The sequence below is a fragment of the Marinobacter sp. KM021 genome (assembly GCF_050707965.1).
In the GTDB taxonomy this organism is placed as follows: Bacteria; Pseudomonadota; Gammaproteobacteria; order Pseudomonadales; family Oleiphilaceae; genus Marinobacter; species Marinobacter shengliensis.
The window spans coordinates 3,960,788-3,982,335 of the sequence record NZ_CP136129.1; the positions used below are offsets into that span (position 1 = coordinate 3,960,788).

The 21,548-nt window shown below is 52.6% G+C and carries 16 protein-coding genes and 4 pseudogenes; 15 read left to right on the forward strand and 5 right to left on the reverse strand.

Annotated elements, in window-relative coordinates; all coding sequences use genetic code 11:
• Positions 1 to 33: 33 nt before the first annotated feature.
• The 12 genes and pseudogenes from RVM24_RS18485 (at position 34) to RVM24_RS18540 (ending at position 11,277) form a co-directional block, all read left to right on the forward strand.
• Positions 34 to 1,251 (forward strand): ABC transporter substrate-binding protein, encoded by a 1,218-nt coding sequence (locus RVM24_RS18485; RefSeq protein ID WP_058091424.1) that lies wholly within the window; start codon positions 34 to 36, stop codon positions 1,249 to 1,251.
• 104 nt (positions 1,252 to 1,355) lie between these two features.
• On the forward strand, positions 1,356 to 2,243 hold the full coding sequence (locus RVM24_RS18490; RefSeq protein WP_094626147.1) for a branched-chain amino acid ABC transporter permease: 888 nt from the start codon (positions 1,356 to 1,358) through the stop codon (positions 2,241 to 2,243).
• Positions 2,244 to 2,245: 2 nt separating this feature from the next.
• Entirely contained in the window at positions 2,246 to 3,241 is a 996-nt protein-coding gene (locus tag RVM24_RS18495) for a branched-chain amino acid ABC transporter permease (RefSeq protein ID WP_058091422.1), read from the forward strand.
• A 413-nt stretch (positions 3,242 to 3,654) separates the two neighbouring features.
• Positions 3,655 to 4,803, forward strand: a complete 1,149-nt coding sequence (locus RVM24_RS18500; protein WP_094626148.1) for a DcaP family trimeric outer membrane transporter — start codon at positions 3,655 to 3,657, stop codon at positions 4,801 to 4,803.
• 216 nt (positions 4,804 to 5,019) lie between these two features.
• Positions 5,020 to 5,667: pseudogene (locus RVM24_RS18505) on the forward strand (IS1380-like element ISMaq4 family transposase); the annotation flags it as partial.
• 71 nt (positions 5,668 to 5,738) lie between these two features.
• Positions 5,739 to 7,309: pseudogene (locus RVM24_RS18510) on the forward strand (IS3 family transposase).
• 38 nt (positions 7,310 to 7,347) lie between these two features.
• Positions 7,348 to 8,007, forward strand: a pseudogene (locus tag RVM24_RS18515) (transposase); the annotation flags it as partial.
• A gap of 589 nt (positions 8,008 to 8,596) precedes the next feature.
• Complete coding sequence (locus RVM24_RS18520) at positions 8,597 to 9,781, forward strand: lipid-transfer protein (protein WP_094626201.1); 1,185 nt, start codon at positions 8,597 to 8,599, stop codon at positions 9,779 to 9,781.
• Between the two features lie 94 nt (positions 9,782 to 9,875).
• Positions 9,876 to 10,124, forward strand: a pseudogene (locus RVM24_RS18525) (TRAP transporter large permease subunit); the annotation flags it as partial.
• A 256-nt stretch (positions 10,125 to 10,380) separates the two neighbouring features.
• Complete coding sequence (locus tag RVM24_RS18530; RefSeq protein WP_425268641.1) at positions 10,381 to 10,614, forward strand: GmrSD restriction endonuclease domain-containing protein; 234 nt, start codon at positions 10,381 to 10,383, stop codon at positions 10,612 to 10,614.
• 46 nt (positions 10,615 to 10,660) lie between these two features.
• Positions 10,661 to 10,900 (forward strand): hypothetical protein, encoded by a 240-nt coding sequence (locus RVM24_RS18535; RefSeq protein WP_064230386.1) that lies wholly within the window; start codon positions 10,661 to 10,663, stop codon positions 10,898 to 10,900.
• Positions 10,900 to 11,277, forward strand: coding sequence for an antitoxin Xre-like helix-turn-helix domain-containing protein (locus RVM24_RS18540; protein ID WP_094626199.1), 378 nt, complete (start codon positions 10,900 to 10,902; stop codon positions 11,275 to 11,277). The genes RVM24_RS18535 and RVM24_RS18540 overlap by 1 nt, the downstream gene beginning before the upstream one ends.
• 622 nt (positions 11,278 to 11,899) lie before the next feature.
• Here the strand turns inward: RVM24_RS18540 and RVM24_RS18545 are convergent.
• From RVM24_RS18545 to RVM24_RS18565, 5 genes are all read right to left on the reverse strand, one after another.
• Entirely contained in the window at positions 11,900 to 12,076 is a 177-nt protein-coding gene (locus tag RVM24_RS18545) for a hypothetical protein (RefSeq protein WP_286922146.1), read from the reverse strand.
• 72 nt (positions 12,077 to 12,148) lie between these two features.
• Positions 12,149 to 12,346 carry a hypothetical protein gene (locus RVM24_RS18550; RefSeq protein WP_431474548.1) on the reverse strand — a complete coding sequence of 66 codons (198 nt, stop codon included), beginning with the start codon at positions 12,344 to 12,346 and terminating at the stop codon, positions 12,149 to 12,151.
• A 28-nt stretch (positions 12,347 to 12,374) separates the two neighbouring features.
• A complete protein-coding gene (locus RVM24_RS18555; RefSeq protein ID WP_094625146.1) occupies positions 12,375 to 12,614 on the reverse strand; it encodes a hypothetical protein in 240 nt (79 codons plus the stop codon).
• Between the two features lie 28 nt (positions 12,615 to 12,642).
• Positions 12,643 to 13,275 carry a metallophosphatase domain-containing protein gene (locus RVM24_RS18560; RefSeq protein ID WP_094625147.1) on the reverse strand — a complete coding sequence of 211 codons (633 nt, stop codon included), beginning with the start codon at positions 13,273 to 13,275 and terminating at the stop codon, positions 12,643 to 12,645.
• Positions 13,272 to 13,877 (reverse strand): 3'-5' exonuclease, encoded by a 606-nt coding sequence (locus tag RVM24_RS18565; protein WP_094625148.1) that lies wholly within the window; start codon positions 13,875 to 13,877, stop codon positions 13,272 to 13,274. The genes RVM24_RS18560 and RVM24_RS18565 overlap by 4 nt, the downstream gene beginning before the upstream one ends.
• 544 nt (positions 13,878 to 14,421) lie before the next feature.
• On the opposite strand from RVM24_RS18565, the gene RVM24_RS18570 reads away from it, so the two are divergent.
• From RVM24_RS18570 to RVM24_RS18580, 3 genes are all read left to right on the forward strand, one after another.
• Positions 14,422 to 15,669 carry a hypothetical protein gene (locus RVM24_RS18570; protein ID WP_094625149.1) on the forward strand — a complete coding sequence of 416 codons (1,248 nt, stop codon included), beginning with the start codon at positions 14,422 to 14,424 and terminating at the stop codon, positions 15,667 to 15,669.
• Positions 15,669 to 18,029, forward strand: a complete 2,361-nt coding sequence (locus RVM24_RS18575; RefSeq protein ID WP_431474549.1) for a hypothetical protein — start codon at positions 15,669 to 15,671, stop codon at positions 18,027 to 18,029. The genes RVM24_RS18570 and RVM24_RS18575 overlap by 1 nt, the downstream gene beginning before the upstream one ends.
• Positions 18,030 to 18,111: 82 nt before the next feature.
• A complete protein-coding gene (locus tag RVM24_RS18580; protein WP_431474550.1) occupies positions 18,112 to 21,396 on the forward strand; it encodes a hypothetical protein in 3,285 nt (1,094 codons plus the stop codon).
• Positions 21,397 to 21,548 lie beyond the last annotated feature (152 nt).

Below are 21,548 nucleotides of genomic sequence, written 5' to 3' on the forward strand. Positions count from 1 at the left end.
AATACAATGAGCGACCTAGTTGGAGATATAAAAATGATAAATATGAAAAAGTCTTTCTTGGCGATGATTTTGTCCGCAGTGATCGTTAGCGATGCGCAAGCAGAAATTTCTGACGATATTGTGAAAATTGGCTATCTCGCTGATATGTCCGGTACCTACCGAGATTTGGTTGGGCCAAATGGCCTTGCTGCACTGGAGATGGCGGTGGATGATTTCGGCGGCAAGGTTGGCATGGCTGATATCCAAATCGTTAGCGCTGATGATCGTAATAGCCCCGACGTGGCTTCAAGCACAGTGCGCCGGTGGTTAGAGAATGAAGACGTGGATATGGTAGCGGGATTTGTAGCCTCTTCTGTATCTCTAGCGGCCATTGAAGTTATAAAAGAGAATAATAAGTTAGGCATCGTGTCGGGCTCAATCGCATCAAGTATCACGAATGAGCATTGCTCTCCGAACCATATTCATTATGTATACGATACATATCCGTTAGCTGTTGGAACTGCCCGTGCTGTCGTAGAGGAAGGAGGAGAGTCATGGTTCATTTTGACTGTCGACTATAGTGGAGGCCATGAACTTGAAGCGGCGGTTTCAAGTGTTGTCGAGGCGAGTGGAGGTGAAGTTATAAAGACCCTTCGCCATCCGTTTCCTACACCAGACTTTTCTTCATTCATCCTTCAAGCCCAGGCCTCAGGAGCAGATGTGGTCGCTCTAGCCAACACCGGAGCTGACGCGATTAACGCTATCAATACCGCTGGCGAATTTGGCTTGACTCAATCCGGCCAGAAACTCGCAGCATTGCTGCTCTTTCTTACAGAAGTGCACTCGCTTGGAGTTGAGACTGCTCAGGGGATCCAACTCACAACAGGTTGGTATTGGGATATGAATCCGGAAGCTCGCGCTTGGGCAGACCGATTCTTTGAAAAAACAGGTGTGCGTCCGACAATGGTCCATGCCGGTATCTACTCCAGCACAATACATTATCTTAATGCTGTCGAAGCTACGGGCTCCGACGACTCTCAGATCGTTCGCACTCAGATGATTAATACCCCCATCAACGACATGTTCGCAACTAACGGAAGGATTCGTCAGGACGGTCGTATGGTCTATGATATGTATTTGGCTCAGGTTAAGACCCCGGAGGAATCCCAAGGGGAATGGGATCTATATAAGATTGTCCGCACAATCCCTGCCGAGGAAGCGTTCCGTCCCCTTTCAAATAGTGTTTGTCCTCTAGTCACCGACAACAGGTAATTTTTCGACATGGGCTCTTGAATATTGAGTTTGAAGAGCCCTTGCCGGTCGGTTCGAATAACTTTTGACTATACATTTTTATTAGCTGATTTGGAGTCCGTTGCATGTCAATGGTGTTCGGCGTTCCTCTTGCTGTGCTGTCCGGCCAGCTCATGATCGGGATTATTAACGGTGCCTTTTACGCCCTGTTAAGCCTCGGCCTTGCGGTTATCTTCGGTCTGTTGAAAATCATCAACTTCGCCCATGGCGCCATGTATATGCTCGGTGCCCTGGTCACCGTGGTTCTGTTTGACCTGCTGAGCGTCAATTACTGGGTAGCTCTGTTTGTGGCCCCGGTCCTGGTTGGCGCTTTCGGCTTGTTGATTGAATACTTCCTGCTCCGGCGCATTGCTGGTCAGGATCACATCTACAGCCTGCTGCTCACCTTCGGGGCGGCCCTGATCATCCAGGGCGTCCTCACCAACATCTACGGAGTGTCCGGGTTGCGCTATTCCATGCCGGATATGTTCAAAGGGGGCATCAACTTGGGTTTCATGTTCCTGCCGTACTACCGGGCCTGGGTGATCGTGGTGGCCCTGCTGGTGTGTTTCGGCACCTGGTTCATCATCGAGAAAACCAAGCTGGGTTCCTACTTGAGGGCGGGCACAGAAGACTCGCAGCTGATGCAGGGCTTCGGCATTAACGCACCCTTGCTGGTGAGCCTGACCTACGGATTCGGCGTCATGCTGGCGGCATTCGCCGGTGTGCTGGCGGCACCCATTTATTCGATAACTCCGGTGATGGGGTCCAACATTCTCATCGTGGTCTTTGCGGTGGTGGTGATCGGGGGCATGGGCTCCATTGGCGGGGCCATTATCACGGGCATCCTGATGGGCGTGATCGAAGGCCTCACCAAAACCTTTTACCCGCCGGCGTCCTCGGCCGTTATCTTCCTGGTGATGGTGGTGGTGCTGATGATCCGACCCACTGGCCTGTTCGGTAAGGAGGCATAATCATGAACCAGCCTGTTAATCCTGCCGATATCCACAAAGCCATTGTCGAGCAGCAAAAGATCCAGGACCGCAAGAAATTGATGGTGAACGGCGTTCTGCTGCTGTTGCTGCTGGCCGCGCCCTTCGTGATGTACCCGGTCTTCCTGATGAAGATCCTGTGTTTTGCCTTGTTTGCGGTGGCCTTTAACCTGCTGTTCGGGTTTACCGGTTTGCTGTCCTTCGGCCATGCCGCCTTCCTGGCCACCGGAGGCTACACCACGGGCTACCTGCTCAGTAATTTCTCCGGCCTGACCACGGAGATGGGGATTATTGCCGGTACCGCCATGGCCACCCTGTTGGGGCTGGCCTTTGCGTTACTGTCGATCCGCCGGCAAGGCATATACTTTGCCATGGTGACCCTGGCGTTGGCACAGCTGGTGTTTTTCTTCTTTGTGCAGTCGGAATTCACCGGCGGCGAAGACGGCATGCACGGCATCCCCCGGGGCGAGCTGTTTGGTCTGATTAACCTCGAAGACAACCTCAACATGTACTACTTCGTGCTGGTGGTGTTTATCGCCTGTTACCTGCTGGTGCAGCGCATTGTCGGCAGTCCGTACGGGCAGATCCTGAAAGCCATCAAGCAGAACGAACCTCGGGCGGTCTCGCTGGGTTACAACGTGGATCGCTACAAGATCCTGGCCTTTGTGATCTCCGCCGCGCTGGCGGGTCTGGCCGGCTCCATGAAATCCGTGGTGTTCCAGCTGGCGTCACTGAACGATGCCCATTGGCATATGTCGGGCGAAGTTATTCTGATGACACTGGTTGGAGGTATGGGCACGCTGCTCGGACCGGTGGTGGGCGCCACCTTTGTGGTGAACATAGAGTATCTGTTGTCGCAGGGCCCGCTACGTGACTGGGTAGACCCCATCCTGGGTGGCACCTTTGTGCTAACCGTTCTGGCGTTCCGCAGCGGTATTGTGGGTGAAATCCAAAAATTCATAAAAAAGAACTTGGGGTGATTTAAACAGGATGTGGCTGGTTTTATTTTGGCGAATTGAGCTACTAGTCATTCTAAATAACGAAATTTTTAGATTCCTGCAAAAATCCATAAAGACAGTATTTCTATAAGAAAAAGCTACGTGACTAAAAGACGTTATCTCAGTTCTACTGATATTCTGAAGTTGAAATTAAATTCGTGAGTATTCGATTTATTCCGGCAGTGGGCATTAAATTTTGGTGCCCTAAAAATTAATGTACGGATCTAGATTTTCTAAATGTTAGACATATACGTTGAAAGTCGAATATATGCATCAAGCCCCCCCCCACTTTTGAGAGGGGAGCCAATCAGAGGGGTGCATTACGATTGTTTTAGCATCACAAATTAAGTTTGAGATGCAAGTAGGTTTCAATAATTTAAAAAAGGAAACAATTAATGAGCTATAAAAAAAACAATACCTATAAACTAAGCGCCCTTGCAGCAATTACTATGCTTTCTACATGTTCGGTATCTGCCTTTGAACTAGATGTGGCTGATATGAAGGCTAGCATTTATGGATATGCGAAGCTCGACATGATTTATGACGTTGACGGGTATATTGGACCTACTGTTACCCACCGTCTAATTTCCCTCGACAGTCAGGAGGGGGCGGAGGGGCATGCTAATCTTCACGCCTTTGAAAGTCGATTAGGGTTTAAGACTTCCACTCCCGTCGCCGGAAGCACGCTCAACACAACTATCGAGGGCGATTTTTACGGAGGTGGAGGCGGTCAGTTCCGACTGCGACATGCATATGGTGAATGGAATGGAGTTCTTGCAGGGCAAACATGGACGAATTTTGGAGGTTTCCTGGGTTTTACGCCGGTTGTTGATTTCACTGCTCAGTTTGGACAGGGGAACATTACACGCCAAGCACAGTTGCGATATACGAGCGGTGGACTATCAATAGCATTGGAGGACCCCGGCAACATCGGAAGCAATGTTGATATGACTAATAGCCCCAGTACTGATGATGAGTTAAAGAATGGATATCCCGATTTAACTCTTCGGTATGAAGATCGTTATGGCGCTATTAGTTATGGCGTCTCCACCGTTTTAAGAGAGATCGCATATTACAATTCTGCTAGTAATAGCGATGAAAGTATTCTGGGCTGGGGGGTGAATTTTGAGGCTGCTTCAAAGGTGACGGATAGATTTACCCTTAGGGGCGCATTTACTCATGGTGATGGATTGGGGGGCTATCTTTACGGGTCACCTAGTGGTGCCGGATTCATTGACGCTAGCGGCTCTGTAGAGGGAATTAAGGGTGTTGGCGGCACTGTTGGTATGACGATTTCGGTTGGTACCGGAAACGTGAATGTTGCCTATGGAATTGCAACGGTGGACTTGGATGATGCAGTTGGCCAGGGTGCAATGTCTTCGCTAGCGACCGACAGAGCGGAAAGCATCTACCTAAATTATATTTGGTCACCTGCTAAGCGTATCAACTATGGCGTTGAGGCCGGTTATCACAGTCGTAGAACACAAAGTGGCGAGGAGGGTGATGCAGTTCGCTTACAAGGAATGGTGCAGTATGTTTTCTGACGTGCCGTATATGAAAATGTTTGGATAGACTAAAGTCTTATCCCGAATATAAAGCGACATTTTTCCCTCGTTAGTATCTTGCCAACGGGGGATTTTACTTGGTGGAGTGTAGAGTTTAGCCCGGATTTCTCATGAGGGGATAAAAGAAAGCGGCTGAAAGTGCTATAGTTTCAGGACCTTACACCGTTCACCAAGCACCAAAAGCCGCTATCCAAAATGGTACCTGAAAAACTGACCTTCTCGCCACTCTCTCGCCGTCAAATTGAAGCCGATTTCTCCGGTGGCCACATCACCTCCGATGCCGGATTGCTCCTACTTCGCGAAGTCGACAAACAACACCAGCTCACTCAGCGCCTGGCTACGGTGCTGGACGATACCCGTAATCCGGTGCTGGTTCGCCACAAGCTTCAAACCATGATCCGGCAACGGGTCTTTGGCGTAGCCGCCGGATACGAAGATCTGAACGATCACGAAACGTTACGCGCTGACCAGGCACTTCAGACCGCGACCGGTGAAGATGCCATTCTGGCGGGCAAATCGACCTTGTGCCGCATGGAACAGCGCGTGGACCGGCAGGCGGTGGTCAAGGCCCACGAACTGCTGTGGCATCACTTCATCGAACAGCACGAGACTCCACCCAAGGAAATTGTGCTGGACTTCGATGGCACTGACATTCCAGTGCATGGCGACCAGCCCGGCAAGTTCTTTAACGCCTACTACGATCACCATTGTTACTTCCCGCTGTACGTGTTCTGCGGCCGTCACCTGTTGGTGAGCTACCTGCGCACCAGCAACCGAAGCGACAGCCGCCACAGCTGGGCCATTCTGGCCCTGCTGGTGAAGTTCATCCGGCAGTACTGCCCCCTCTGTCAGCCTAGTTGTCCAGTTGGCGATTTCGCCTGAATTCCACTAGCTGGGGCGGCATGGGAGCATTCATGCCACGTTATTCCGAAGAACGTAAAGCGGCCGTTTTGAATAAGTTGTTACCTCCGCAGAACCGAAGTGTTGTGTCGGTGGCGGCAGAGGAAGGCATATCCGATGTGACTCTGTATAGTTGGTTGAAACAGTGTCGACAACAAGGAATGCCCGTGCCAGGTAATCGTACCACCGGAGAAGATTGGTCCCCCGAAGCCAAGCTGGCCGTTGTAGTAGAAACGGCCGCTATGTCTGAAGCCGAACTCAGTGCCTATTGCCGCAAGAAAGGCTTGTATCCGGAGCAAGTACAGCGCTGGAAGGAAGCCTGCCTTCAGGGTGCCGGCATGCAGGATGAGCGTCAGAAAGCAGCTCAGAAGCAACAGCGAGAAGCCCGCAAGACCATTAAAAAGCTGAAGTCAGAAGTTCGCCGTAAAGACAGGGCGTTGGCCGAGACGACGTCACTTCTGGTGCTGTCAAAAAAGCTCGAAGCCTTGTACGGCGAGGATCCGGACAGCAGCGAGGACGACTGACGCCGCTGGACGAACGTGCAAGGCTCCTGGCGCTGTTTGATGAAGCCGTTGCCGGCGGTGCCGCCCGATACAAGGCCGCAGAGTTAATGGACATCAGCGAGCGCACATTGAAGCGCTGGCGAGACCCTAGTGGCCAGGTTGCTGAAGATCAGCGCCCTGAGGCAGAGCGAGCCGAACAGCCCCACAAACTGACACAGGCCGAGGAGCTGGCCATTCTGAGCGCATGCAATCAACCTGAATACCGGAGTTCGCCACCGTCGCAGATTGTGCCGTCACTCGCTGATAAAGGCCTTTATCTGGCCTCGGAATCGTCGTTCTACCGGGTGCTAAAGAAGCACCAGCAACAGAATCACAGAGGGCGCATGAAGCCGCCACGCAAGGTACCAGAGCCTACCAGCTTTACTGCGACAGGCCCGAACCAGGTGTGGAGTTGGGACATCAGCTATTGCCCCTCAGCGGTACGTGGCCAGCATTGGTATCTGTACCTGATCATGGACATCTACAGTCGCAAGATCGTTGCCTGGGAAATCCATGAGGCGGAGTCGGGCGAGCTGGCCCGGAAACTGGTTGAACGTGCCCTGTTACGAGAAGGCTGCTGGCATAATCCGCCGGTCCTGCACTCTGACAACGGAGCGCCGATGACCTCTTATATGCTCAAAGCCCGGCTGGCTGAGCTGGGCATGTTGATGTCTCACAGCCGACCGAGAGTCAGCAACGATAATCCTTACTCGGAATCGTTGTTCCGGACCGTCAAATACTGCCCGGAATGGCCGTCAAAAGGCTTTAAATCGCTCACGTCGGTGCGTGAATGGATGTTGGCGTTCGAGTACGCCTACAACGAACAGCACCTACACAGCGGCATCCGGTTCGTGACACCGGCGGACCGACATCGTGGCGTTGACCACGAGCGCCTGACGCACCGGAAACTGGTTTATGAAAGAGCAAAACGCCAGAATCCACGGCGCTGGTCTGGCAATACCCGGAACTGGGAAGTCACCGGACCGGTCTCGCTCAACCCTGGCAAATTGCAGGAAATTGAGCGTAATAAATTGGCCGCTTAAACGCGGTCATTTGGACAACTGGGTTGAAAATCGCCGACTGGCCGGATACCCGCATCGTGTTCCGGGGTGACAGCGGCTTCTATCGCCCCCGATTGTTGAGCTGGTGCGACCGGAATAAGGTGGATTACCTGGTCGGTATCAGTAAGAACAGCCGACTGCTCAAGGAGGTAGACGCACCCTCAATGATTGTTCGCAAGGCTCACAACGAACTGGGTGACAAAGTCTCCGCCACCTATCGATTCCAGTACCAGGCCCACACCTGGAAACACCCTCGCTGGGTGGTCGCCCGGCTGGAAGAAGGCGAACTGGGTGTCAACCCCAGGTTCATCATCAGTTCCCGTTACGACGACGGCGTTAAACTCTACTACGAGCAATACTGTGCCCGGGGCGACATGGAAAACCGGATCAAGGATCAGCAGTTGTGTCTGTTCGCAGATCGCACCTCCAGCACGCGGTGGTGGACCAATCAGTGGCGGCTGCTTCTGACGGGCTTTGCCTACACGTTGTTCGAGCGATTACGCGCTCACCTGAAGAAAACGCCCTTCGAGAGAATGAGCGCCAGTAACCTGCGACTGAAGCTGATCAAGGTGGGCGCGGTCATCATTCGCAACACTCGGCGCATACGGGTGTTGATGAGTGATGCCTATCCTTACAAAGACGAACTCTCTGACCTGGTACGTCAACTGGTTCCGGGATAGAAGCCTGGGCTCCCCCGGCCCGACTCAATGGGGGAAAGGGGGCCGTGTGTCCGGACAACAGGAATTGATTAATCATTAATCAATCACGGCCGAAAATGAGCGGTCATGGCAGTAACCCGCACAGTCTGCGAGACTTGCCGGGGACCTATGAGAAATCCGGGTTAGCAAATCTATTAGAAAGTCAAAGTATTCATTTAAATATTTTAATAATATATTGTACTAGTGTTTGTGATAATAATAAATAAGTAAAAGTGTAAATTCACGATGAGAATAAAATTATCTTATTAACAGTTAAGTTTGAAATTGGCAAGATCGAATATATTGAATTAATTAAATTTACCTTGCAAAGTGTGTGCCCCCCCCCCCTCCCCCCTTTGAGGGGGGATGATTTGGAAATAGGAAACTAATATCCTTTTGTGGCGTAAAGAATGGCTTGATATCGGTGCCTTTCGTGGGTCAGACGTCTTCGATAGAGCTAATACAATTTACCGGCTTTCGCATTGTTGAGTGCGGAAAGTGCAGCTAGCTAATAACTAAGAGTCGGTATTTTTATAAGTTAGAGATATTTATTTTGATAGGAGGCTTTCAAATGGCGGCGTTCATCGCTGGTACAAGTCTTGTGCCGTTTGCGAAACCGGGCTTGTCTGAAATGTATGACAGAATGGGCTCCGATGCACTTTTTCTGGCATTAAACGACGCCGGACTCTCACTCAAGCATCTAGATCAGGCTTATGTTGGGTATGTCTACGGCGACAGCACTTCAGGGCAACGAGCCGTTTACCGTGTTGGAATGACCGGAATTCCCATTATCAATGTAAATAACAACTGTGCGAGTGGATCAACCGCCCTGTTTTTAGCGCGACAGGCTGTAGAAAGCGGTGTTGCCGACTGTGTTTTAGCTTTAGGCTTTGAACAGATGAAACCTGGCGCACTTGAGCAAGTCTTTAGTGATCGACCCTCTCCTTTAGAAAAATTTGAAATGATTGCTGATGAAGCCTTTTTCGATAAGCGTGATTTGCCGGTAACTTTAAAGTTGTTTGGCGGGGCAGGGAAGGCTCATATGGATCTTTACGGAACAAAGCTCGAAACGTTCGCTCGAATTCGCGCAAAAGCCAGTGATCATGCTTTCAACAATCCTCAGGCGCTTTTTCGAAAAAAAGTTTCTACAGAAGAAGTGCTTCATGATCAATCAATTTGGCCAGGCGTAATGACGAAAATGATGGCATGTCCGCCAACCTGTGGAGCTTCAGCTGCTGTCGTGGTTTCGGAAAGATTTGCGTTGAAGCATGGGTTAGATGCAACTGTTCGAATCAGGTCGCAGGCGATGGTTTCCGATTTGCAAGATACTTTCGAAGGTCCAGACATGATTAAGTTGGTTGGAGCCGGCCTAACGGAGTTGGCGGCCGAAAAAGTATATGAACAAGCTGGAGTGGCACCTGAAGATATTGACGTAATTGAGTTGCACGATTGCTTTGCTCAAAACGAACTTATCACCTATGAGGCTCTTGGTCTTTGTTCTCCAGGAGAGGGGGAGCGTTTAGTTGAAGATGGTGATAATACATACGGTGGAAAGTTCGTTACAAATCCTTCCGGTGGTCTTCTTTCAAAAGGACATCCTTTGGGCGCAACTGGGCTCGCTCAGTGTTTTGAGTTGACTCAACAATTGCGCGGGAACGCTGGAGCTCGTCAGGTCGACAATGCCCGATTTGGATTACAGCATAACTTAGGGCTTGGTAGCGCAGCTGTAGTTACATTATATGAACGAACGAGATAAGGCTTTCAGAAGTCCTATAATATTTTTGGTAGAAGCTGAATGAATAAAACTAATAAAGGAGTTCAAGAAATGATTAAGGAGACTTATTCAGAGTCTCCTTAGTTTAGGTGTTGACCCTGTTTGGTTTGCGGTTTTATTCGCTTTGTGCCTTCAAACATCTTTTTTGACGCCTCCAGTAGGACCTGCTCTTTTTTACATTAAAGGCGTATGTCCGACCGCTATTAAAACCAGGGATATTTATACTGGCGTTTTTCCTTTCATTATTATTCAGTTGTCGGTTCTTTTCGCGGTTTTTGTTTTAGGTGATTTGGCTACCTGGCTTCCAGATATTGTTCATAATTAAAGATTCCCATTGCGTTGTGTTGCGATCCTTTTGGCCCCTTAGCGGGGCCATTTTTTTGCTGGCGAAGCCGGCAATCCCGGCCATCTGAAATTTAGTGGTAATAGCAGAGAACAATTCTACTGGCAGTGGCGTCGCTGGCGTACGGGGGTCTTGAAGAATCCTTAGGGCGGTAACGGTACATAAGGCACGCCGCAAAGCCAAGGCGTTATTCCAAAATCTGAATGTTCGCTTTGCGACCATACCGTGTACCAAAAGCTTGTTCCTTGAGGGCACAAAACATGTTGTGCCGCTGGCCTGGGTTTGGGATCGCGGAGCCAGAGAATGGCTTGGCCAGAAGCGCCGGTCCATCGCCAATGATCCGGTTAATCTTTTGCCGGTCAAGACGAGCCTGAGCAAGGGAGCCGAAGGCCCCGACGAATGGCTGCCCCCATTGGGCGAGTGCGGCTATGTAGCTCGCTTCGTTCGGGTGGTAAAGTCATACTATCTGTAGCCCACTGCCCCGGAGTTGGCCTGCTTGTGATTGCGGAGAGTGTGCCATGAAAACCAAACGCCCAACCGAAAAAGAACTCCTGGACGGCCTCGATGCCTACACGGCCCATGCCGATGAGCTGGCCGACCCGTTGCCTCAGGAACTCACTCCACTGGAACGCCTCAGGGATTCCGTCAAACGCTATGACCGGCCAACCGATCCGGTTTGGGACGAGTATTTCGATTCTGAAGGCGTCAGTGACGATTTTATGGAGGATCGAGAGCAGCCCAAGGATGGGCGAACATAATGACCGTCGATGATGAAAAAGCCAAAGGGCATGTGGCTCTCAAAGGCTTCGTTGGTATCTGTCGCGAATGGGACTGCACCCAGGAAGAGATGATGCTGTTGCTTGGTGGTGTGCCCCAGAGCACGCTGGCCAAGTATGAGACGTTGCCACACGTTACGCTCTCGCAGGATACCCTGGAGCGCATCAGCTACATCCTGGGCATCTACAAATCCCTGAGAGTCATGTATCCAACGGCCGAACGCGCCAATCGTCGGGTTCGACTGGAAACCAGTGAGCCTCCCTTCTTCGGAACGTCAGCCCTAGACTTTATGGCGCAAGGCTCCATGAAGCACCTCATGGAAACTCGACGCTACTTTGATGCAAAGCGGGCGGGGTAACCAGCCCCCGTCGGCCAAGATTTTGGGCGGTCAGTTTGGTCACCTTTTTTGTTTGAGTGGTAGGAAATACGGAGCGCACGAAAGTGTTTCTATAGAAACACCCATCCTGGCGCTGACCGACCAGCCAATCGAAACGCCCTGTTTCTATAGAAACAGCGGTCAAATTTGACCACCTTTCTTGGTTTGAGTGGCATGAAATACGGAGCCAGCTCGAGAGACCTTCCATGCTAAGAATCACACGGATCGACCCGGAGCCCTTTTTCACCTTGCCACACCGTACCAACGGCCCGACCGGTATGCCTCTGCATAATCGCCTGCCGTTTTATCGGGCCTATGCCACAGGAGACACCCTTCTCCGAGCGCTTTGCCATTGAATGCACCTGGCCCTGGAACCGGGCCCAAGGAAAAAATCAAACCATTTCGGGTATCACGGCCGTGGTGTCAGGCCACATCGGGACTGCCGAGGTCATTCAGCGCGGAAACCAGGTCTGGATTGACGTTCTGGCGAGAACGGGTCAGGTGCCGTTAATGCCGGCTCATCGTGTGCTGGAAAGAGTGGCGCAAGTACAGCGAAATGGTTAATTTTTTAGGGCAGCATCCGCGTGCGAGGTTTCCGGCGTAGTTATCCGGCACGCCAAAGCACAATACCGTCCCTGACAATGTTTTCGAGTAGTTCTGGGGTGGAGTAGCCCTTCGGGTTGGCCCATTCACACTCCCAGACCGGCAGGGCCTGAATCAACACGCCGGTATCCAAAAGCACTTCAAACGCCAGGCCCGCCATCTCCAGCTTGGTGTCCACAAAATCCCCAGGCTGTCCGGCCAAAACAACGGCTACATCGGCATCGCTTTCGTCGTGATAGTCGCCACGGGCTCAGCTACCAAACAGGATCAGCTGAACCGCATCGAACCGGCCAGCCAGTTTTTCGCCAAAAACCAGTACCGCCTCCCGAATATCCACTTGGTCACCCATAACGACCTGTTCCAGGCCAACCGGCGCAGCCAGATCCCACTCTCGGAGCGTCTCTTGTATGGGCGCCTCGGGGTTACACTGGGCCACCAAGTCACTCAAGCTGTACGATTTCTTATCCTTCATCATTTTACCTTCGAGAGCCTCTGCAACCCCGGATCACCGCAGCTTGCAGCACTCCGGTTTCTGGGTTGGAGAACCTGTCTGGCGCCTGGTATTCGCCATCCCACTCCTGAGCATGCCGGTACCGGACAACCTGTTCGGGTGTGAGCTCGACAATATCATCAAAGCCGGTTTCGTAGCCCTCGACCAGCACTGGCGTCTCCGGCGGCAACTTTTGTAGTTGCGTTATCAGCTCTTCTGCTGTCATTTCGACTCCCCGGTCAAATTTGACCGCTTCAAACTTCTATCACAATCGGTGCGTTCCGCGGCTCATACCGAGCGGTGCAGGTGCTGGCATTGATCAACGTCGTTTGCCCCTTCTGGTACTCCCCATAGCCTTCGTGGATATGGCCAAAAATGTGCGCTTTGAGTGAGAGTTGCTGGATTCGGTCAAGCAAGTCAATGCAGCCAACATTCTGGCATTTGAATCCAAGGTTTGCCTCATCGCCGATACCTTTGGGTGGGCCGTGGGTAATGAGCACATCGGTATCGCTCGGTATAAGCTGCCATTTTTTGTGCAACTGCTGGCCACGCTCCAGCATAAATGCCCAATCCATAAAGGTGGGCGTCCAGGGTGAACCCCAGAACCGAATACCCTCAATCTCCACGCCGCTGTCTTCCAGGTAAATGGCATTCGTTAGTGCCTGCCGTGCTAATTCCGGCGTTTCCTGGAAGGCCCAGTCGTGATTACCGGCAATCACAATCTTATACCGATGCGGTAGCGTTCCGAGCCATTCATTGAGCTCTTCTATGTTTTCCAGCGTGCCCAGGCCCAGGCAGTCACCGGCATGGATCAAGACATCGCCATCTGGAATATCTGGTAGGCGATGGTGCAGACTGTGAGTGTCGGAAATACAGACCAGTTTCATACTGGCACCTCCGGTGGCGTCAGCAACTCGGGTTCCAAAGACCAATCCATATACGGGAGGACTCGGGCCATATTTCGCGCATCGTCCACACCACGATGGTGATGGCCCTCAAAGTCCAATCCGTGAAAAGCTAGCGCGTGGGCAAATCCATTCTTTCTCTTCTGCCCCGTGGTGCGTCGCCAGATACGTTTCAAATTCAGGTGCGGGCGAGCCAGGATGACCGGCCAAGCACCATCCAGCTGGCTTTGGGCTTCCAGGTGCAGGCGGTCGTAGTTGCCCCAGCTGCACCAGATGAAGTCGTCCGGCAGATCACCCAGCCAGGCATTCATGGCCTCAATCGCCTCGGGGAGTGTGGGTGCGGCATCCACCATCGACTGGGTGATCCCGGTCAGCTCCATGCAGAAGTCGCTCAGCACAGGATTCCGGGTTGGTCTGACCAGAAACGAGCGGGCATCCACCAGGTTTCCTTTCCGAGTGGCGAGGGCACCACCGACTTCAATGATCTCCATGTTGTGGATACTCTGAGCATCACCTGCGGGTGTCGTCTGGTCTTCCCAACAGGTCGCCTCAAGGTCGACAACCAGGATTGTGTCGTCACGCATTTTACTCGCCCGGGCACTCGGCTTGGCATCTTAAAAGCGGATATTCCGCTCACCTAGAGTTTCACTTTTCTTGATTCGTAGATCTAGTTTACCGGAGTTATTGGCGCTTGAGGGCGACTCCTCACAAACGATGATTTTTCTGATTTCTTGCTCGATTTTGCTGGACGGGAGAGCTGCCTTTGCGGTCACTTCGCCTTTGTTTTGCTCCAAAGTCGAGATTAAAAGCGGGCTTTTTCGTACGCATTTTCCAGTACGACGCCAATGCCTGTTCCAGGTCCTTCCCAGCTTGGTGAAATAAACGGTTTTTTCTTGGGTAAAACATAATCATAAAAATCAGTTACTTACATATAATATTTTATGATTCGGTGGTCATTTATGGTTACATGGTAGGCGTTAAGCCTACCTAACTTGCTGAAAAGGCTCGGTTTTTTGACGGCCTGCGTGCTTGCGCACTTTCTGGGGCAGTGATACTCCTAAAAAAGGATTTTTGAGGGGCAAAGGTCGAACGCCCCTGATGTCGATTGAATTCAGTTAGGAGCAGAACGTGACCGGAACCAAAAGAACCCTAAAATTTTTACGCGTTGCGCAACTAAGAATTGAACGGTTAGATACCGAGGTTGAGGACGTGATCCTCGGCTCCTACTCTGGACTACGTAGGCCAGAACTCCTCACTGAAGACGCGCTTCTAGCTGTGGCCAGTCACTATCCTGTTTCGGTTTGCAAGACCAGGAATGGCGATTACCGTGTCGTCGGAAACGCGCACGTAGCTGCACTCCTGAAAGTGTTCGCTCCGGATAACAAGGTTCAGGTTCTCGTGTGGAAGCACCGAGAAGCTGAAAGTCAGCAGGTTTCGCGGTTACTGGCAGCATTGTTTTTCGGGCTGAGCTCGCAAAATGCTTTTCTTCGGTTGTGGGCCAGTCTGTCCGAGGACGAGCGCCGTTGGATTTCATCATCGCTCAACACTCGAGTGGGGCTGGAAGAGTTCGCCGGCATCAGCCGCAAGCTCAGAATCCAGGATGAGGAACCGGTTCTCGTTCCCGGGCTTGCACGGCACTTACTTCCGCCGGACGAGAGCGAGGAGCCTGAAGTTGACCATCATGACGCGCTGAGTGAGGTTGATCACCCCGATCTGGTAGAGGGCGCTTCTGAGGCGGTGGCTAGAATCTCAAGTGCCGATATCAAACCTGTATTTCTGGCCCCCCGCACCCGCTCAATTTTGGAATACCTACTAGCCTCCAGCTCTGAACAGCCAAGCCGCCAGAACTCATCGCCAGCTGTCCCTTACTACCTGAGCGATGCCCTAAGCCAGGTAGGGCTGCTGGGTCAGGATAACGATGGAACTGTTCAACCAGATGATGTAGCTGACGATGCCCCAGCATCGAAAATCCTCGACGCGGTCAAAGCTCATTTCACGGTTATGTGGCAACAGGCTGCTGAAGAAAGAGAGTCGGGGTTACGTCTACAGCTCTGCGCGACGCTCACCGCTTCTTGTATCGAGTGGCTGAATGATCTCCATAGCGACAGTCTCCTCAAACAGTTTTCCAATCCGAAGAATGCCTGGGCCGCTATTTCGGCGTTGTCACTCGACACCATCGGACAGTTAGCGCCGTTCTCACCCAACGCTGAAAGTCTGCTCCACAAAGTTCAGGACACATCTCAAAAGTGTGACGACGGTAACCCTGACAGCAAGGCCGAACGGCGGCACCTCAAGATTCTGGCGAAATACCTCAAAGGCTATTTAACGGCGAAGTCTCAACTCCGCCTTCCCCTCAACGACGCGGAGGTCGCGTGATGGCATTGAAATTTAACTCAGGAAACCCCGAGGCGCTTCTTAATGAGATCGTGCAACCTCGACCCGATTGGTTTGCGATGGACCTCATCGCAAACTTGTTGCCACGCCTGGTAAGCGCATTTGACCAAATTTCGCAGCCGATCGACGGTGCAGATGCCTTCCTGGAATGGTTGGAGTCTGGCGCCGTAGAAACAAAATACGAGGAACTTGCCCCTGACCGTCAGGGAATTCGGGGGCTTGTTGGTGAGTATCCCCGGCATGCGGGGTTGCGTGACCTCGCGGAGCGTGAGGAGTGCTCGGACAAAAGGCTCCAAGTTGTCGCATACGTCATCAACACCACCAGTGCCTGGCGACAGGAACTGGTGCCCTCTGAAAAAACGTTTTTCGAAAAACGGGTAGACGGCGCGTGGCGCGCCTTGAGGCTCTTATCGGAGCCGGCTTTGGCGAAGGTGCCGAAGTGCGCGGACGATGTAGAGCGCTTTGAAAAGCACTTTGCCCGAGTAAATGAGCACCTGGATCAACGGCAATTTGAAGAGCAGGACAGGCGTTACCTCGATGAACTGCACCGATTTTTCAAATTTTATTTGGGTGAAGGGAAATTCGTTACTTACCAATCCGACAAACCAAAGTTACAACGCAGGGAATTGCAGAAAATCGGTGACTGGAAGGGCTTAGACAGCGATGTTGACTCGGAGATAGAAAGCGTTCAAGGGCTGGTTCACATTACGCTGCCGCAGGACTCGGAACGTGCGCGTCAGGAGCACCACGACGCTGGCAATGCGCCAGAGGAATTGATGAATGAGAGCGTTCTGATCTCACAGCGCGGAGCCGCCCTGAATACCGAGCGTGGTGAAACCCCCTCCATCGGACTCAGAAAACAGCAACCGAAGCGCGCAGCATACCGGCGTGCAAACAGTTTTCTACCAGGTCGTTGGGAAAGCCTCAACGACTATGAGCGAGGGCTGGTTTTGAAAGCCCTGTTTGAGAACAAGATGGGCTCTGAGAATACGCGCCTACATGTCCTGTTGATCCTCCTCACCGGGCGCTCTCTGGAATCTATATCGGAAACTGTGGTCGTCCAGAACCGCTCTCAAGTACCGGATAATCCGCAAAAAAATAAACCGGGATGTATCTACCTCGTCAGAGACGATCAAGCTTGGGCAGGCTTTGTTGCGGAGCCTCCGGAGCGTCGAAAATTAGCGAAAAAATGGGCGCCTCATATGGAGGTCACAAATAAGCTGTTTATCGGTCCGATTCCGGATGTTTTTTGGCAAATACTCAGGCCGCGGGTAGAACCGGTTGCAAGGCGGGCTCGAAAGAAGGACCGGATTCTTTTCGCGAATAATCTTTCGACTGAGTCTGTGGCTGAGGAGATTGCGATTGAGATCAAAAAAATCAATAAGAGCACTGGTTCGAGGATTACCCTGAAACGAATTCAGACCTGCGTGTTTGAGGGGTTGATTCATCAAACCACGGATACGGTGGATGCGAGCCTGGTGACCGGGCGCACGCTACCCACCGGGCAATCGGCAAACCTCTACTACCACACCCGGGCGGTTGAGACGTTGGCGGCGGATTATGTCGATGTCGTGAATACCTGGCTGGTGAACCTGGGGCTCTCGTCGCCGTCGATGGCTCCCGCCAACCTCGATTTCGGTTTGCCGAGAGTGGGTTCTCCATTTTGCGTGCGTCTGGAGGTCATGCGAGACGTGGTTAGCCGACTGCGAGCGCAGATTGCCGAATACCGTAAAACGGCCTACTCCAGGGCCAACATCCGAAGATTTCATAATCTGTTTACAGCGTACGCCATCCTGCAGGTTATGTGGTCGACCGGTTTTCGGGCCGTTCGCGATCCGATCGCCCATCCATACGAGTTCAACGAGCGCCGGGGATTCGTAATTATTGCTGACAAAGTGGATGACAATCTCGGCCACTCTCGCCTGGTTTACCTGCCGGAGGTCGTTATCGATCAGCTTCGCCGCTATGAGACGCACCGGCAGCACATGAAGCTGCGCCTGAATGAGGTAGGCGTCGAAGCTCCCATTGAAACCTTCTTCGTTTTTCTTGATGCGAAACTCCAGTCAGAGTTCGCGACCCCAAAACGATTGGCGGATGAAATTCAATGGACGTTTCCGTGGCCCCTGAACGTCAACCGGCACACCCTGAGAGGCTTCCTGCGTGACCAGGGGGTTCCAGGTTATCTGGTCGACGTCTTCATGGGGCACTGGGGCGTGGGGACTGAGCCTCTCGCCAAGTTCTCATCGCTCGATCTTTTCGAGATGAAGAATCGGATTGTGCCGGCAACAGCGGCGTTGTTGGATGAGTTGGGGTTCGGGGTGGAGGCAGGTCTCGATGCGTGATGATAAAGCAGTGTTTGAGCCATTAAATAAACCAATTGATGCGTTGAAGAAGAGGCTTTCAGCGGCAAACCAAGGACCCTCAGTGGGCTCCGAGTACCGGGCCAATAATCGAAACGCCGAGAAACTCGGCCACCTGGAGGCGGTTCGGGATTATCTGCGAGAGCACCACCCGGAGCTGGCAAGCGGCCAGCGAGGATTGACGATGACAGCCGAAGAGGTTGCCCTGCTGATCGACAAGACCTGTCAAACCGTTGAAGGTCGGGCGGTCAAGGACCGGCAGTACTACCTCGTGAAACTGTTGGAGGAAGGGGTGAAAACCCGGAATTGGCAGCTGCCTGTCCCGATGCCTGTGCAGAGCGTCCAGATGTTTTCCTCGTTCACCACCCCTGACATGGGAGCCCGATTGGCCGACTACGACCGTATAAATGATGCGTTCCTGGCCAGCCTGGAGAGTGCCGCTCCTGAGCTGCAAGCCGAAGAGGCCATGGCGAGGGATGCTGGTGAGTTACTGTACAGCCTGGTTTTTCATAGCGGCGTTACCGCGCGCCGATGGTTCAACCGGCTGAGTGAGGCGATCCGGCAGGGTGCCGGTAGCGTCGATGATTACACATGGCTGGAATTGGAATCGACTTCCCTCGGCGGGCGTACCCGTCCCTCAACCGACACCTGCCGTCGGGTCATTCTGGCGCCTATCACCGAGCTGCTGCTTCGACGCTGGTACCTGCGCTGGGGCAGCAATTGGCCAGAGGCAAATGAGGTAAAAGGTAAGGCGTCTCCGGATGAGGAGCTGCTGAAACGCTTTGTCGGTGGGCTCATTGAGGCAAACCGGATTACCTTGAACCGGCCGTTGCATGTTTTTGCGGTTGCCGAGGCAAACCTGGTCATGGTCGCGCCAGGTTTCCTGGTTCACTACGCCCGAACACCTGACCTGGGCGCTTCTTTGCCACTGTCTAACTGGATGCGATTGTTGACCGGTGGGACGGTGGTCCAACCTGCACCGCAAGCATCTCAGGATGAGCGTGAGAACGAGATGGTCGGCTCTCCGGCTCTCATCATTCCTGAATTCCCGTTGATCGACCAAAAACCATTTTTCAAACGTCTGATGAAGCGGGTGCGGTTCCTGGCATCTGAAGCGTTGACCGCCCAGGGGGCCAGAGACCCTATAGGGACGGACAGGCAACGGAGGGATGTATTGGCAACCAAGGCGGAGGTGTTTAAAACGCTCGACAAGATTGCAGAAGAGAAGGGCTGCTCCATTCTGGTGCAGTTGATGTGTCACTACGTTCGAGCCCTTCTGAGAACTGACGAGAGTGTGTCACCGGCCTTGCAGCAAAAGATTCGCAATCTTCAACACCTGGAACTTTTGCTGCCCTATGCAACTGACATTCCGAACCCTGAAAGCCTGGACTCGGATGAGTGGCAATCGATCTATGAGACGGTGGTGAGCGGCTTTCCCGGTAACGGTGGAGCACTCAGACAGACATTATCCGAGTGGCACGAATTTCTTCACCGATATTACGGAATGCCTCGTATCCCAATGGAGGAGGGCTCAGGCTATGGCGTCGACGCGGCAATACTGACGCCTCTGGAGTATCACCGGGCAAAGAGCTTTTTGTTGGCTCGTGCCGACGATGAGCTGGCGGGAATACAGCTGGCCCTGTTGATTATGGGGTTCCGTTGTGGGCTTCGGCGAACCGAGTGTTGGGCCCGGCAATACGGAGATTTCCATGGCCTCGGGGATCCTACCGTTAACAATCCCGAGCTGCTGGTACGTCCCACCAAAATTGCCGGCGTAAAGTCGGACGCGGCAATCCGCCGACTTCCGTTACGCTTGCTTTTAACCGGAGATGAACTGGAGTGGTTGACCGGGTTTGTGAATGAGCGCAAGTTGCGGCGCGCCAACGATGAGGCGCGTGACGCCTTGTTCGAAGATCCAGTCAGCGGAACCTTTCGAATCCAGGAGAAATGGGCGTTTGATGGGCTAACGGCCCTGCTCAGGTCCGTGTCGGGTGATGAAAATATACGTTTTCACCATCTGAGACACAGTTTTGCATCGCTGACCTTGCTGCGATTGCTGGAGCGCAAACCTTTTGACCTCTTGCCGGAACCTTGGGTTCGGTCGAATGACGTAGAACTCATGCCAGCCGTGCACGGCTCAGGCAACACGGTGAATGCTGGAGTCGCTAATGCCTGGCGGCCGCTTTCTCAGCTGGCTCAGTGGATGGGCCATTCGAGTGAAAGGGTGACCCTAAAAAGCTACACCCACCTGCTGGATCTCGCACTTCGCCAGTACTTGCTTAGCGATGATCGGTTTTACACGATTGCACAGCAGGAAACGCTTCTAGACAAAACTTCAGGTGCACTTGAACGATTCCGGCACCGTGCACAGCTAAAGGACCGGGCGACACCCGGAATAACATTGGCAGCTGTGGCTCGAATACCTGCGAAAGGCCTGATGGCGCTTCCGAAAATCAGCGATAAAAAGAAGGAATTGCCACCCGTTGTAAACCGGGTGTCTGAAGACGTCAATCCGCTGCTGCCGTATCGGGTTTCGTGTCAGGTTTTCATTCGGACGCAGGCGCAGCTTCATGAGCCCCTGTCTGTGGCATTGGAGAAAACGGCGGTCCAGTTGGATCTGGATTTGCCGATCGTGCAGCAGTGGTATGAGCGCTCGGCGTTGCTGATGAACAGCTCTACTGGCATGACCGGAACACCCTCATCGACTCGAAAGCTTGGCATTCGGTTGAGTTTTTCGTTGAGACCGAAATCAGAGCTAGCTAACACAGAATTGTATAAGGCCTTTACGCTGATCTTTCGGGCACCGGAATTGCCGACCTACATCAGCCCTCCCCAATCGAAATCCGCGTTTCAGGAGTGTATGCAGTTCTTCAAATGGTTGTCTGACTGGATGGCCGAAGATCCGGAGTCTGGGCGACGAGCGCTTATCGCAGCAGCCGAGAGCGTGCAGCGGAGTAAGGCTCCGCTCCGGCCCCTGGGAAGGTCAAGGCAGATTGCCTTTATGGCTCTGATGAAGAAGTTTCGCCTCGGAGCAAGGGCTACTATTACGCTGACGGTCAAAGAAGAGAACAGAAAAGCAGCTTTAAAGTTCTGGGGACAGAGCTTGGGTGTTGCGCAAAATGCCATCATTATCCGGCCGGCCGAGGACATAAGAATCCCTAAGCATGGCAATGTCAGCTTTGATTGGAAAGCCCCCCACAAGCTTGGCAAATATCTTTGGCCCACCATTCGGTTTGTGGTGTTCACCGGGTGTGTGCTCTATGACGCAGTGCCTGAGAGTTTCCGAGACGGGAGCTTTGATGCTGACACGCTGGAAGATGAAAGTGAGAAGGACGCCGTCCCTGGCTAAGATGTTCACGCTATTGAGTGTTTGAGGAAAGATCTAACGATTCCACGATCAGGCGGCCTCCCGAAGGAAATCTCAGCAGCTTTAGGCTGGCGGTCACTCGGTTGCCTAATACCGGTACGCCAGTCTGAACCGCCTGAGCCTGCGCGAGATAA